Raw genomic sequence first — 14,909 nt, forward strand, 5'->3', positions numbered from 1 at the left:
ATTTTTTTCTTAAACACTCACTATTTAATAGTTATAATTTTGCAAATAATTTTTCTGCAACTAATTCTGATGATGCTGGATTTTGTCCGGTGATTAAGTTTCCGTCTTCAATCACATATTCTTGCCAGTCTCCTGCTTTGCTATAAATACCACCATTATTTTTTAGCTCATCTTCTACTAAAAACGGTACAATTGAAGTTAATTGCACTGCATCTTCTTCTGTATTAGAAAAACCAGTTACTTTTTTGTCTTTAACTAAAGGGGCTCCATTTACTTTAGCGTCTTTTAATACAATAGGTGCATGACAAACTGCTCCTACTGGTTTATTGTTTGTATAAAAAGTTTCTATTAAAGCTACAGAGTCTTTATTTTCAGCTAAATCCCATAAAGGTCCATGTCCTCCAGGGTAAAAAATTGCATCATAATCACCTTCTTTAACTTCACTCAATTTCATTGTGTTTGCCAATACAGCTTGAAGTTCTTCATCTTTATTAAAACGATGTGTAGCTGGTGTTTGAAAATCTGGTTCGTTACTTTTTGGATCAATTGGTGGTTGTCCTCCTTTTGGAGATGCTAAAGTTACTTCTACTCCTTTATCTTTTAATAAATAATAAGGTGCAGCAAATTCTTCAATCCAAAATCCTGTTTTTTCTCCTGTATTTCCTAATTCTTCATGACTAGTAAGTACAAATACTACTTTTTTCATATTATTTCTATTTTTAAGTTACCTCAAAATTAGTATATGAAAGGTAAAAAAAAATTGATGTATGGTAATAAAGGCTTTTATAAGGTTTCTTTTCGTATTCTACTTAAACTTTCTGTTGTTATTCCTAAATAAGACGCTAAATGATAATTTTTAATTTGCTGCTCTATATTTGGATAGGTTTGTAAAAATAAATGATACCTTTCTTTAGCTGATAATACTAAGTTATTTAGAATTCTCTTCTGAAATCGTACCGTTGAACGTTCTAACTTTTTTCTAAAAAAATGTTCTATTTTGGGTACTTTTTCATAGATACTATCCAAATCACTCTTGGCTACTTTTAACACAGTAGCATCTGTAATACACTCAATAGAAAGTACAGATTCTGATTCGGAAAAATAACCTATATAATCACTAATCCACCAATCATTAATAGCAAATTGTATCGTGTGCTCTTTTCCTTTAGCATCCATAAAAAATGTTCGTAAACACCCTTTTACCACATAATATTGATAGTATACTTTTTCGTTAGTATGTAAAATGGTATCCCCTTTTTTATAGGTTACTTCCGAAAAAATACTCTCAACTACTTTTAATTCCTCATTTTCTAACTGAAGATCTTTAAATACATTTCTAACAGATGTACACATTATAAAAACATTATAGTAATCCCTCTAAATAGTGTTGCTCTATTTGATAAGCTTCTTTTAAATCTAAAATTTTAGCTTCAATACGTTTTTTATCTACTTTTTTAGATGATTTAGCACCTATCAACATTATATTTTTACGTGTATGTTCGTTGCTTATAAATTCAAAAACCTTAGTGCTATAGTTATTTTTTTCTAAAATCAACGCTCTAATAGTATCGGTAACCATTTCAAACTGACGTTCTTTAAAAATTCCATATTTTAACAAAGGACTCTCCTGTTCTTTTCCTTTTACCTGTTGACGAATTTGTTTATGACAACACGGAGCACAAATAATCAATTCAGCTTTAGAAACCAAACCTTTGTAAATAGCATCATCTGTAGCTGTATCACAAGCATGTAAAGCTATTAAAATGTCTATTTTATTGTTATCGTACTCCTGAATTGGTTGTGCTACAAACAATAAGCCCTTAAAACCACACTTTTTGGCAATATCGTTACAGTAATTCACCAAACTTTCTCGTAGCTCAATACCTGTAACGCTTGCTGTATACCCTTTCTGATTCACCAAATAATCATACAAAGCAAAAGTTAAATAGCCTTTTCCTGAACCCATATCAACAATATTGATATGATTAGGTAACTTAACCGATTGTATTTGTGCTTCGATAATTTCTAAATACTTGTTAATTTGACGGTATTTATCCGCCATTTTAGGAATTACCCTTCCTTCTTTATCTGTTACACCTAAGTGATACAAATACGCACTATTTTCTGCTCTCTTTTCTTTAGGTTTATCGTGTGTTTCAGGTAATTTATTTTTAAAACTTGGTTTTGTAGTTTTAAAGCTCACCTTTTTCTTTTTTGATATAAAGACCAACAAATCGTTCGATAGTGTAAATAAAGTTGCAGCTCTAAATTTTTCAGAAAGTAAATTTGTTAATTCTTCTACACTTTCTTCAAAATCATAGTTTTTAACTTGGTCATTTGTAGTATATCTATATAAAAACTGAAAATGTGTTTCTCCTTTTAATTCAATTTGTCGAACATACACATTTGACAATTCGTCACTTTTTCGAATAGGTTTACTTACCGTTAGTTTTACAAAATCATTTTTTTGAATACTATTTTGAAATTCAGTAAACAGTTGATGTAAGGCTTCTTTCATGTTGCAAAAATACTATCTTTATTTTACTCTACTTTGTAAAACTTCTTCAATATCAGTAATTGTAAAACCTTTGGCTTTTAGTAAAATTAAATAGTGATATAATAAATCGGCTGCTTCGTTTTTAAATAACTCATCATTATTGTCTTTCGCTTCAATAACTACTTCTACAGCCTCCTCTCCTACTTTTTGAGCTACTTTATTAATGCCTCTTTTATAAAGTTTATTCGTGTAAGAAGTTTCAACATCATTGTCAATTCTATCAGCAATAATGCTTTCTAATGAGTACAAAAAACCTTTAGAAGTCTCCTCATCAAAACAAGATGTAGTTCCTTTATGACAGGTTGGCCCCCCAGGAGTGGCTTTAATCAATAACGTATCATTATCACAATCAACTTGAATGTCTTTTACCCATAAAAAATTCCCTGATTCTTCCCCTTTTGTCCATAACCTATTTTTAGTTCGGCTATAGAAAGTAACTTTACCTTCTTTTTGTGTTTTAGCTAATGCTTCTTCATTCATATAACCTAACATTAACACTTGTAAAGTAATATTATTTTGAATTACGACTGGAACTAATCCGTTTCCTTTTATAAAATCTATGTTCATCGTATGGGTATGTTTTGTGTTTTTAATTTGTTTTTTAGTACAGGTATAGGGATTTCACCAAAGTGAAAAATACTAGCAGCTAATCCTGCACTAGCTTGAGTTTTAGTAAATAATTCAGTAAAGTGTTCTACTTTTCCAGCACCACCAGAAGCAATCACAGGAATATTTACAGCTTTGCTTACTGCATTGGTTACCTCAATATCAAATCCGTTTTTTGTACCATCACTATTCATAGAGGTTAATAAAATTTCACCTGCACCTAACTTTTCAATTTCTGTAGCCCAACTTACCGTTTCTAATTCGGTTTCAAAAGTTCCCCCTTTTGTAAACACTTTCCACTCTCCGTTTACATTTTTCATATCAATCGCAACTACCACAAATTGACTTCCAAATCGATTTTTTAAATCAGTAATTAGTTTCGGATTTTTTACTGCAGAAGAATTGATACTTACTTTATCTGCACCAGCTTGTATAAGTGCTACTGCATCTTCCACAGTACTAATGCCTCCGCCAACAGTAAATGGAATATTAATTTCTTGTGCTATCGTTTTTACTAATTCTACTAAAGTTTTTCTATTTTCTAACGTAGCAGTAATGTCTAGAAACACTAATTCATCAGCTCCTTCTTTTACATACTGTTTGGCTAGCCCAACGGGATCTCCAGCATCTTTTATATCCACAAAGTTGACCCCTTTTACTGTTCTTCCATTCTTAATATCCAAACAAGGTATAATTCTCTTTTTTAACATCTTTCAGATTGTTAGATTTTTGGATTATTTGATTTTTAGTTAACAAATTCTTGCAACTCTTTTAAACTGATATTCCCTTCGTAAATAGCTTTTCCTACAATAGTACCTTCGCAGCCTATTTCTTTTAATCGAAGCAAATCACTAATGCTAGAAACACCTCCGCTTGCAATTAAGTTGATAGCAGTTTTACTTAAGATATCTAAGTATAAATCTACAGAAGCTCCTTGCAACATTCCATCTTTAGCTACGTCAGTGCATATACAGTTTGTTACCGATTTTAACTCATATTGTTTGATGAAGTCAACAACATTGAGTTCTGTAGTCTCTAACCAACCGTGAGTAGCTATCTTTCTATCTTTACAATCGGCACCAAGGATTATTTTATTACGTCCGTATTGGGTAATCCACTCCATGAAAATTTCAGGATTCTTAACGGCGATACTTCCTCCTGTTATTTGATTAGCTCCACTTTCGAAAGCAATACGTGCATCGTCTTTTGATTTTAAACCACCTCCAAAATCGATTTTTAAATTGGTTTTAGTAGCTATTTGTTCTAATACTTTGTGATTTATAATACGATTGGATTTTGCGCCATCTAAATCAACTAAATGTAAGTATTGTATTCCGTTAGCTTCAAATTCTTTTGCTACTTCTAACGGGTTTTCATTGTATATTTTTTGTGTTGCATAATCTCCTTTGGTCAACCGAACACATTTTCCTTCAATAATATCTATTGCTGGTATAATTCTCATTTTTTCAATTTTAAATTTACTTATAGCTCTAAGAAGTTCTTTAATAATTGTTCTCCTATATCTGCTGATTTTTCTGGATGAAATTGCATCGCATAAAAATTATCTTTCTGTATAATTGAACTAAAAGGAACGATATAGTTACAAATAGCCAAAGTGTTTTCACAAGGTCTTGCATAATAACCATGAACATAATACACATCATCTTCTAATTTTACATCTTTAAGTATTTCAGAAGATTTTAGTTCTGAAAAATTATTCCACCCCATGTGTGGTACTTTATCTTTTGGAGGGAATTGCTTCGTTTGTGTATCAAAAATTCCTAAACAGGTAGTATTTCCTTCTTCAGAAGATGTACACATCAACTGTAAGCCCAAACAAATTCCTAGAACAGGTTGTTTTAAGGAGGTAATTAATTCATCAAGATTTCTTTCTTTCAAGTATTGCATTGCTGAACTAGCTTCTCCAACTCCTGGAAATATTACTTTATCTGCCAATTGTATTTCTGCTGGATTATCTGTGATAATACTTTTATACCCCAAGCGAGTTAGCGAATTTTGTACTGATCGGATATTACCTGCATTGTATTTTATAATGGCTATCATTTTATAAAACTCCTTTTGTTGATGGTAAAATCAATTTATCGACATCTCTTTTTACCGCTACTTTTATAGCTTTGGCAAAAGCTTTAAAAATGGCTTCTATTTTGTGGTGTTCGTTTGTTCCTTCTGCTTTGATGTTTAAATTACACTTAGCACCATCGGTAAACGATTTAAAAAAGTGGAAAAACATTTCTGTTGGCATTTTCCCTATCATTTCTCTTTTGAACTTTGTATCCCAAACTAACCAGTTTCTTCCTCCAAAATCAATAGCTACTTGTGCTAAACAATCATCCATAGGTAAACAAAATCCGTAACGTTCAATACCCAATTTATTACCAAGCGCTTTGTTAAATACTTCTCCTAAAGCAATTGCTGTATCTTCAATAGTGTGGTGTTCATCTACTTCTAAATCACCTGTTACTTGGATATTCAAATCCATTTGACCATGACGTGCTATTTGATCTAGCATATGATTAAAAAAAGCAATACCTGTATCTATTGTACTTTTTCCAGTTCCATCTAAGTTTAAATCAATTTTAATTTGAGTTTCATTCGTATTTCGTTCAATAGATGCTGAACGTTCTTCTAGTTTTAAAAACTCATAAATAGCATTCCAATCATTGTTTTCTAAAGCGATATATTGATCTAATTCTGTTCTTTTTATGGTGATTTCATCAGAGCCTAAATAGGTTTCATCATTGATATAAATAGCTTTGCTTCCTAGATTTTTTGCCAATTCAACATCAGTCAATCGATCACCTATTACAAAAGAATTTTGTAAATCATATTCGTCAGAAAAATAGTTGGTTAACAAACCTGTATTGGGTTTTCTGGTAGGTTGATTGTCTTTAGCAAAAGTTCTATCAATAATTTCTTCAGCAAATACAATTCCTTCGTCTTTAAGTGTTTTCATCACAAAATTGTGTACTGGCCAAAAGGTATTTTCTGGATACACTTCCGTTCCCAGTCCATCTTGATTGGTTACCAAAACCAGTTCAAAATCTAGTTCTTTGGCTATTTTACTTAAGCCTTGAAAAACTTTTGGGTAAAACTCTAATTTCTCAAAAGAATCTACTTGTTCATCAACAGGTTCTTTAATTAGGGTTCCGTCTCTATCTATAAATAATACTTTTTTCATTTTTTTAATTTTAAAAAGAACTCTCAACATTACTCAATGGAACATCTATAAATTGTAAAGCCCTTAACAATCTTTTATTCTCTATTTCACTACCTATAGTAATTCGTAAACAATTGTTTACTAAGTTACTTCTATTTCTTGTGATAATCTTCTGGTTTACAAGTTGATTATACACTTCATTAGCATTTGATACTTCAATCAAAAGAAAGTTTGCTTCAGATGGGTATACTTTTTTTATGAGTTCAATTTCTTGCAGTTGTTTTTCTAACTTTACTTTTTCATTTAAAATGATGTTTTTCTCAATTTCAAATTGTGCCAAGTTGTCTAGTTTCTTAAGTACAGCTTCTTGATTTAAAGTGCTAATATTATAAGGAGGTTTTACCTTATTGTACACTTCTATAATTGCCGAATTTGCATAGGCTACTCCTACTCTAACTCCAGCTAAACCCCAAGCTTTACTAAATGTTTGACTAATGATTAAATTAGGATAATCATTAAGCAATGATATATAAGATTCCTCCGTACTGAAATCAATATAGGCTTCATCAATAATTACAATTCCTTTAAATTCTCTAAGAATGTACTGTATAGTTTTATCTTCAAAACAATTACCTGTTGGATTGTTAGGTGAACAGATAAAAATGAGTTTCAGCGTTTCATCTTTCAAGTATGGATTCAGTTCTTCTACGTTTATTTGAAAATCGGGTGCTAAGGGTAATTCTATCAATTCAATATCATTAATAGCAGCAGAAACACTATACATTCCATATGAAGGAATAAAAGTCAACGCTTTATCTTTACCAGGTTCACAAAAAATACGAAAGGCTACATCGATAACTTCATCGCTTCCGTTTCCTATAAAAATTTGATTTTTATCAACACCCTTAATTGCTGATAATCGCTCTTTGATAGCTATTTGTTGTGGATCTGGATAACGATTTAAAGTTCCAAACGGATTTTCATTAGCGTCTAAATACACTTCTGCTTCTCCTTTAAATTCATCCCTAGCAGAAGAATACCCCTTTAGCTTCTGAATATTAGGACGTACTATTTTTTCTAAACTAAACATCTCTAATTTCTTTTAATCTAACAGTAATAGCGTTTTTGTGTGCTTGTAAGCCTTCAGCTTCTGCCATTAACTCTATTGATTTTCCAATGGTGCTAATACCTTCTTTAGTCACTTCTTGAAAAGTGATTTTTTTCACAAAACTGTCAAACGAAACTCCGCTATAGTTTTTTGCATAACCATTAGTTGGCAAGGTGTGATTGGTACCAGTAGCATAATCACCAGCACTTTCACAACTGTAGTTTCCTAAGAATACCGAACCAGCATTTACAATTCCTTCAATATATTCAGAAGCTTTCTCAGAAGCTATAATTAAGTGCTCTGGAGCATATTCATTACTAAATTGAATACATTCTTCAGACGAATTTAAAACAACTGCAAAACTATTTTCTATTGCTTTTTTAGCTAATTCTTTTCTGGGTAAATCATCTATTTGTTTGTTTAGTTCTGTTATAACATTTTGAGCTACATCGTTTGAAGTAGTTACTAAAATAGCTTGACTATCAGCTCCGTGTTCCGCTTGCGACAATAAATCGGCAGCTACAAAAACCGGATTACTTGTTTGATCAGCTATAACCAGCACTTCACTCGGACCAGCAGGCATATCAATAGCTACTCCTTGTTGTTGTACTAATTCTTTTGCTTTTGTAACAAATTGATTTCCTGGCCCTAAAATTTTATACACATTAGGGATTGTTTCAGTTCCGTATGCCATAGCACCTATTGCTTGAGCTCCACCAGCTTTAAAAATTTGAGTGATTCCTACTAAAGAAGCAGTGTATAAAATAGCAGGATTAATAGCTCCTTCTTTGTTAGGTGGCGTACATAAAATAACTTCTTTACATCTTGCAATTTTTGCAGGAACTCCTAACATTAAAATTGTTGAAAACAAAGGAGCTGAACCTCCTGGAATATACAATCCTACCTTTTCAATGGCTACATTTTTTCTCCAACAAGTAACTCCGTTTGTTGTGGTTATTTTTTTAGGAACTTCTTTTTGTGAATCGTGAAATGTTTCAATATTACTTTTCGCTAATTGAATGGCTTGCTGTAACTCTTCGGAAATTAAACCTTTAGCTTTCTCTATTTCTTCTTGAGTAACTTTAAAAGAGCTTAAAGAAACATTATCTAATAACTGAGCATATTTTGTTAATGCTTTGTCCTTGTTATTTTTTACATCGTTTAAGATGGTTTGCACTGTTTCTTTCAAACTATTTTCATTGATTGTTGCTCTTTTACACAAAGAACTCCAAGTTTGTTTTGCTGGATTATTTATTATTTTCATCTGTTTAGTTTTATTTTTTTAACTATCCTTGGCTATCGCCCTGCGATTAAACAACCATTTTTTCTATAGGACAAACCAAAATACCTTCTGCTCCATTAGCTTTTAGTTCGTCTATAATTTCCCAAAACTCATTTTTATTCAATACAGAGTGTACGGAACTCCAACCTTTTTCAGCTAACGGCAATACAGTTGGACTACGCATTCCTGGTAAGATTTTGATAATTGTTTCTAACTTTTCATTCGGGGCATTTAATAAGACATATCTTGATTGTCTACCTTTTAAAACTGATTGAATTCTGAACTGCAATTTGTTTAGAATATCTTGTTGTTCTTTTCCTAGTTGAGGAGAAACAGCTAGAACAGCTTCCGAAGTCAATAAAATTGCTACTTCTTTTAAATTGTTTTTGAAAAGTGTCGATCCACTTGAAACGATATCACAAATACCATCAGCTAATCCTATATTTGGAGCTATTTCAACTGAACCGTTAATGATGTGTAATTGTGCTTGAATATTATTTTTATCTAGAAAATTTTGAACTGTATTCGGATATGAAGTCGCTATTTTTTTATTCTGAAAATAACTAATTCCGTTGTAGTTTTCTCCCTTAGGTATAGCTAAAGAAACTTTACATTTTGAAAAACCTAGCTTTTCAATAAATTGAATTCCATTTCCTTTTTCAATCAATAAATTTTCTCCGATAATGGCAGCATCTACAACTCCATCTTTTAAATATTGAGGAATATCTCCGTTTCTTAAATAAAAGATTTCCAAAGGAAAATTGTTTGCAGAAGCTTTTAATTGGTCTTTTCCATTATCTATAGAAATACCGCAGTCTTTCAGTATTTGTAAGGAATCTTCGTTAAGTCTTCCTGATTTTTGTATGGCTATTTTTAATTTACTCATTTTTATGTTGAATAGGTTTGAGTAAATCTTTTGAGAAGTATTTTCGTGGCGCCTTGTTGAAAATAAAAAACCCGTTTGATTTACTCAAACGGGTTTAAAATATATCTTGATTTTATTCAATACATTTTCAGCTCGCCTGAGTGCAAGTATGAAAATGATGATGATGTAATTGAATAAAACTCATGTCTTTTGTATTGTTGCTACAAAGATTTGAAATAAAAATTTAATTGTGCAAGTTTTTTTATAAAAAAAAACAAAACCACCTGAATATCAAGTGGTTTTAGTATTATTCTGTCATGCTAAATCGAGTTTAGCAAAACAATTATTCTATTATCTGAAATCTATTTTACGCATACGTAAGCTTTCAGGAGTTACTTCTAAGTATTCATCATCTTTAATGTATTCCATACATTCTTCTAATGACATATCTACTTTAGGAGCGATTTTAACTCCGTCATCAGAACCTGATGCACGTACGTTTGTTAACTTCTTTCCTTTGATTAAATTTACCGCTAAATCATCTTGCTTTGCGTTTTCACCAACTACCTGACCTTTATAGATTTCTTGGTTAGGATCGATGAAGAAACGACCTCTATCTTGTAAACGGTCGATAGCATAAGCAGTCGCTTTACCAGATTCCGAAGAAATAATTGCTCCGTTTACTAAATCAGAAAACTCTCCTTTGTAAGCATCATACCCTCTTAAACGGTGGTTAATGATTGCTTCCCCTTGCGTAGCTGTTAATAATTTATTACGTAAACCGATTAAACCACGAGAAGGAATATCGAACTCTAAGTGTTGTAAGTCTCCTTTAGGCTCCATTACTAATAAATCACCTTTACGCATTGTTACCAAGTTAATTGCTTTACTTGCTAAATCTTCAGGTACATCAATTACTAAAGTTTCGTAAGGCTCACATTTAACTCCGTCAATTTCTTTTAAAATTACTTGCGGACGACCTACTTGTAATTCATATCCTTCACGACGCATAGTTTCGATTAATACAGATAAATGTAGAATTCCACGTCCGAAAACGTTGAATTTATCCTCTGTATCAGTATCCTCGATACGTAAAGCTAAGTTTTTCTCAGTTTCTTTATATAAACGGTCACGTAAGTGACGAGAAGTTACATATTTTCCTTCTTTACCATAGAATGGGGAGTTGTTAATGGTAAATAACATACTCATCGTTGGTTTATCAACTTCAATTCTTGGTAATGCTTCTGGATTCTCTAAATCTGCAATCGTATCTCCAATTTCAAAATCATCAATTCCGGTAACAGCACAAATATCTCCACTACGAACTTTATCCGTTTCAACTTTACCCATTCCTTCAAAAACGTGTAATTCTTTGATACGAACTTTTTTAGTAGTTCCATCAGCTTTACAAAGCATGTAATCTTTGTTCTTTTCTAAATCTCCACGGAAAACACGACCAATCGCAATTCTTCCTTTGAATGAAGAATAATCTAGAGACGTGATTTGCATTTGAGGTGATCCCTCTCGATATGGAGCTTCAGGGATTGTCTCGATTACAGCATCTAATAAATCAACTAAATCTTCTTTAGGATCTTGCCAATCTGTACTCATCCATCCATTCTTTGCAGAACCGTAAATGGTAGTAAAATCTAACTGCTCTTCCGTAGCCTCTAAAGCAAACATTAAGTCGAATACTTTTTCGTGTACTAAATCTGGAGTACAGTTTTCTTTATCAACCTTGTTTACTACTACGATTGGGGTTAACCCTAATTCGATAGCTTTTCCTAATACGAAACGTGTTTGAGGCATCGGTCCTTCAAAAGCATCAACCAATAATAAAACACCATCAGCCATTTTTAATACACGTTCTACCTCTCCACCAAAGTCGGCGTGACCCGGAGTATCAATTACGTTAATTTTTACACCTTTGTAATTTACTGATACGTTTTTAGATAAAATGGTAATTCCTCTTTCACGCTCTAAGTCGTTGTTATCTAGCAATAAATCTGTACGCTCTTTACGCTCGTCTAAAATTTTAGCTTGATCTATAATTTTATCAACCAAGGTTGTCTTACCGTGGTCAACGTGTGCTATAATAGCAATGTTTCTTATTGATTGCATTCGTGCTTATTTTGAAGCTGCAAAAGTAGTATTTTATTATTTACGATTCACGATTTTTTATTAATGAATTCGTAATATTCAATTTAAAGCTTTAGAAAGAGTGCTTTTTTATAACATCTTTATATACTTTCTCTTTGCTTTTAAAGCAATTTTGTTGTTTTAATTGATTGCCTTTTTTCTATGGAAAAAGTGAAGTAAATACTCGATTTTTAGTTATTTAGAGATACATTATTCTGGTTTTGTATCTTCTAATTCTTCATCATCTGCTCTAAAAGCACTAGGAAGTATGTCGGGTATTAATTTGATTAGTAAAGGCAAAAGTATGGCTCCACCAGGAAGCATAAACACAGTAAAAGCAGGTATTGCTTTACAAATATCGAGTGTTTGTTGCTTTACTTTTGCCTTTTCTTCATCGGTTAACGATGTAGTTAATGATTTTCTAATAAGAAAGACTAGCTCTTTGCTTTCTTGAAGCTCTTTAGCTAATCTTTTCTTATTTTTATAGATAGCCTCTTTTATTTCATCAACTGTATTCATTACAGCTTACGACGGGCTTTTTCAGTTTTAAGTAAATTTAACTCTCTAGAAGTTTGTCCTGCTACTGAAGTATTTTCTTCTGCTCTACGAATTAAGTAAGGCATTACATCACGAACAGGTCCGAAAGGAACATATTTTGCTACATTATATCCTTCTTTAGCTAAGTTAAAGCTAATATGATCGCTCATACCATATAATTGACCAAACCACATACGCTTATCATCAGCTGCTATGTTGTGTTCTTTTGCTAAATCCATTAACAAATAAGAGCTTTCTTCGTTGTGAGTTCCAGCAAAAATTGCCATATTTTTATGATCCATCATATAACGAACTGCTTCGTTATAATTATCATCAGTAGCTTGTTTATCTACACAAATTGGAGATTCATATCCTTTTTCATTAGCTCTCTCACGCTCTTTCTCCATGTATGCGCCGCGTACTACTTTCATACCAATATGGTATCCTTTTTGGTGGGCTCTTTGATGTAAGTCTCTCAAATAATCCATACGATCATGACGGTACATTTGTAATGTATTAAAAACGATGGCTTTTTCTTTGTTATAAATTTCCATCAATTCTTCAATCAAATCATCTGCTGCACCTTGCATCCAACTTTCTTCTGCATCTATTAATAGTGGTACATCTTTAGCAACCGCAGCTTTACATACTGTATGAAAACGCTCTACTACTCTATTCCACTCTACTTTTTCTTCAGAAGTTAATTCTTTTCCTTCAGTTAATTTTTGATACAAAGCAAAACGACCAAAACCTGTAGGTTTAAAAACAGCATAAGGAATAGCTGCTTTTTCTTCAGCAAAATTTATTGTTTTTAAGGTCATTTTTAAAGCATCATCAAACTGTGCTTCATCTTCTTTTCCTTCAACAGAATAATCTAAAATACTATGAACGTTTCCTTTTTCATACATCTTTTCGATGTTAGGTAAACAGTCATCTTCTGTTACTCCTCCACAAAAATGGTCGAAAACTGTTGATCGGATTAAACCTTCAACTGGTAAATGAGCTTTCAAAGCAAAATTAGTTACCGCAGTACCAATACGAACCATTGGTTGGCTTTGAATCATTTTAAATAAAAAATAGGCACGCTCTAGCTCTGAATCAGATTTTAATTTAAAAGCAGTTTCGGTGTTGTCAAAAAGTCTCATTGTCGAGGTATATTAATGTCTTATATTTAAAGACAAATATAAATGAGTAGAGTGATATATTTTAATTTTTTCTGTTTAATTTCGCTGTATATTTTTAATAACAATGACTACAATTAACGCAGCAACATATCCTATTCATTTTGATGAAAAAGCTTATAACGAATTAACTTCTTTAGTTTCTAAAAAAAATTACTCCTCTGTATTTATTTTAGTTGATGATAATACTTTAGAACACTGTTATCCTCGATTTATGCAATTATTTGCTACAGTTAAGCCTATTGAAGTCATTCAAATTGACGCTGGTGAAATTCATAAAAACATCGAAACTTGTATGGGTGTTTGGAACGTGATGACTGAATTGGGCGCCGATAGAAAAAGTTTACTTATTACTTTAGGAGGTGGTGTTATTACAGATTTAGGTGGTTTTGTTGCTTCAACGTTTAAAAGAGGGATTGATTTTGTAAACATTCCTACCACTTTATTGAGCATGGTAGATGCTTCTGTTGGGGGAAAAACAGGTGTTGACTTAGGTGTTTTAAAAAACCAGATTGGTGTTTTTGCAAACCCAGAGATGATTGTGATTGATGCAGAATACTTACATACTGTTTCCGCACGTGAAATTCGTTCAGGTACTGCTGAAATTATTAAGTATGGAATGACACATGACATTCAATTATTCAATGAAATTAAGGATAACGATCAGGTAAATATTGTGGATTTAATCCACCGTTCAATTGAAATAAAAAATGAAGTTGTTATAGAAGACCCTAAAGAACAAGGTGTTCGTAAGGTTTTAAACTGGGGACATACTATTGGGCATGGTGTAGAGTCTTATTTTTTAGAGAACCCGAAAAAGGAAGCTCTAACACATGGTGAAGCTATTGCCATAGGAATGGTTTGTGAAGCCTATTTGTCTTCTAAAGTTTTAGGTTTTCCGAAGGAAAAAGTGTCAGAAATAAAAGAAGCCATTATTAAGATTTACGGAAAAGTAACGATCGATAAAGACGATTTTCAGTCTATTATTGAGTTGATGAAGCATGATAAAAAGAATGTGGCTGGTGAAATAAACTTTGTTTTATTAAATGACTATGAAGATTTTAAAATCAACTGCAAAGCTTCCGAAGAATTAATTAATGAAAGTTTAGCATTTTATAACGCATAAAAAAAGAGCAACTTTAAAGTTGCTCTTTTTTTATTTTATTTGGTAACGGTAATTGGAATACTATCTTGAGAACCGTATAACTTGATCTCAGTAATATCGGCTGGCATATTTAATCCGTTTTTAATAATTACGTTTTTTACACTTTTAATAACATCACTTTTTATTTCTAAAGTACCACGTTTGTATTCTTTAGTTTTTGTCCAAAAAATTACCTTTAAATTAACGGTACTAACACCTAAACTATCAACCGTAACAAAACATTGATGTTCATCGGTATTTATTACTCCTTTTGTGCTAATTACTGCATCAATAATTACTTTTTTTGCAGTA

At 32.0% G+C, this 14,909-nt stretch carries 15 protein-coding genes and 1 pseudogene; 1 reads left to right on the forward strand and 15 read right to left on the reverse strand.

Going from position 1 to position 14,909, the window contains the following annotated elements; all coding sequences use genetic code 11:
* Positions 1 to 31 precede the first annotated feature (31 nt).
* From OU788_RS09635 to OU788_RS09700, 14 genes are all read right to left on the reverse strand, one after another.
* Complete coding sequence (locus tag OU788_RS09635) at positions 32 to 706, reverse strand: type 1 glutamine amidotransferase domain-containing protein (protein WP_274634982.1); 675 nt, start codon at positions 704 to 706, stop codon at positions 32 to 34.
* Positions 707 to 783: 77 nt separating this feature from the next.
* Positions 784 to 1,353, reverse strand: coding sequence for a Crp/Fnr family transcriptional regulator (locus tag OU788_RS09640; RefSeq protein WP_274634983.1), 570 nt, complete (start codon positions 1,351 to 1,353; stop codon positions 784 to 786).
* Positions 1,354 to 1,363: 10 nt separating this feature from the next.
* Positions 1,364 to 2,518, reverse strand: a complete 1,155-nt coding sequence (locus OU788_RS09645; protein ID WP_274634984.1) for a class I SAM-dependent methyltransferase — start codon at positions 2,516 to 2,518, stop codon at positions 1,364 to 1,366.
* An 18-nt stretch (positions 2,519 to 2,536) separates the two neighbouring features.
* Positions 2,537 to 3,124, reverse strand: coding sequence for a bifunctional phosphoribosyl-AMP cyclohydrolase/phosphoribosyl-ATP diphosphatase HisIE (gene hisIE / locus OU788_RS09650; protein WP_274634985.1), 588 nt, complete (start codon positions 3,122 to 3,124; stop codon positions 2,537 to 2,539).
* Positions 3,121 to 3,873, reverse strand: coding sequence for an imidazole glycerol phosphate synthase subunit HisF (gene hisF, locus OU788_RS09655; protein WP_274634986.1), 753 nt, complete (start codon positions 3,871 to 3,873; stop codon positions 3,121 to 3,123). Before hisF ends, hisIE begins: the two co-directional genes overlap by 4 nt.
* A 35-nt stretch (positions 3,874 to 3,908) precedes the next feature.
* The gene (gene hisA, locus OU788_RS09660; protein ID WP_274634987.1) at positions 3,909 to 4,625 is read right to left on the reverse strand and encodes a 1-(5-phosphoribosyl)-5-[(5-phosphoribosylamino)methylideneamino]imidazole-4-carboxamide isomerase; all 717 of its coding nucleotides are present in this window, start codon (positions 4,623 to 4,625) and stop codon (positions 3,909 to 3,911) included.
* Between the two features lie 20 nt (positions 4,626 to 4,645).
* Positions 4,646 to 5,227, reverse strand: coding sequence for an imidazole glycerol phosphate synthase subunit HisH (gene hisH, locus OU788_RS09665; RefSeq protein WP_274634988.1), 582 nt, complete (start codon positions 5,225 to 5,227; stop codon positions 4,646 to 4,648).
* 1 nt (position 5,228) lies between these two features.
* Positions 5,229 to 6,362 (reverse strand): bifunctional histidinol-phosphatase/imidazoleglycerol-phosphate dehydratase HisB, encoded by a 1,134-nt coding sequence (gene hisB, locus OU788_RS09670; RefSeq protein WP_274634989.1) that lies wholly within the window; start codon positions 6,360 to 6,362, stop codon positions 5,229 to 5,231.
* 10 nt (positions 6,363 to 6,372) lie between these two features.
* The gene (gene hisC, locus OU788_RS09675) at positions 6,373 to 7,431 is read right to left on the reverse strand and encodes a histidinol-phosphate transaminase (protein WP_274634990.1); all 1,059 of its coding nucleotides are present in this window, start codon (positions 7,429 to 7,431) and stop codon (positions 6,373 to 6,375) included.
* Positions 7,424 to 8,713 (reverse strand): histidinol dehydrogenase, encoded by a 1,290-nt coding sequence (gene hisD, locus OU788_RS09680; protein WP_274634991.1) that lies wholly within the window; start codon positions 8,711 to 8,713, stop codon positions 7,424 to 7,426. The genes hisC and hisD overlap by 8 nt, the downstream gene beginning before the upstream one ends.
* Before the next feature lie 46 nt (positions 8,714 to 8,759).
* The gene (gene hisG / locus OU788_RS09685; RefSeq protein WP_274634992.1) at positions 8,760 to 9,617 is read right to left on the reverse strand and encodes an ATP phosphoribosyltransferase; all 858 of its coding nucleotides are present in this window, start codon (positions 9,615 to 9,617) and stop codon (positions 8,760 to 8,762) included.
* Positions 9,618 to 9,947: 330 nt separating this feature from the next.
* Complete coding sequence (typA, locus tag OU788_RS09690) at positions 9,948 to 11,717, reverse strand: translational GTPase TypA (protein WP_274634993.1); 1,770 nt, start codon at positions 11,715 to 11,717, stop codon at positions 9,948 to 9,950.
* Positions 11,718 to 11,945: 228 nt separating this feature from the next.
* Complete coding sequence (locus OU788_RS09695) at positions 11,946 to 12,254, reverse strand: LETM1 domain-containing protein (protein WP_274634994.1); 309 nt, start codon at positions 12,252 to 12,254, stop codon at positions 11,946 to 11,948.
* On the reverse strand, positions 12,254 to 13,417 hold the full coding sequence (locus OU788_RS09700; RefSeq protein ID WP_274634995.1) for a proline dehydrogenase family protein: 1,164 nt from the start codon (positions 13,415 to 13,417) through the stop codon (positions 12,254 to 12,256). The genes OU788_RS09695 and OU788_RS09700 overlap by 1 nt, the downstream gene beginning before the upstream one ends.
* Positions 13,418 to 13,520: 103 nt before the next feature.
* Between OU788_RS09700 and aroB the strand changes: the two genes are divergently transcribed.
* Positions 13,521 to 14,579, forward strand: a complete 1,059-nt coding sequence (gene aroB / locus OU788_RS09705; RefSeq protein WP_274634996.1) for a 3-dehydroquinate synthase — start codon at positions 13,521 to 13,523, stop codon at positions 14,577 to 14,579.
* 35 nt (positions 14,580 to 14,614) lie between these two features.
* On the opposite strand, the pseudogene OU788_RS09710 reads toward aroB, so the two are convergent.
* Positions 14,615 to 14,909 (reverse strand): annotated as a pseudogene (locus OU788_RS09710) (mechanosensitive ion channel family protein); the annotation flags it as partial.

This window comes from Tenacibaculum sp. L6 (assembly GCF_028823685.1).
In the GTDB taxonomy this organism is placed as follows: Bacteria; Bacteroidota; Bacteroidia; order Flavobacteriales; family Flavobacteriaceae; genus Polaribacter.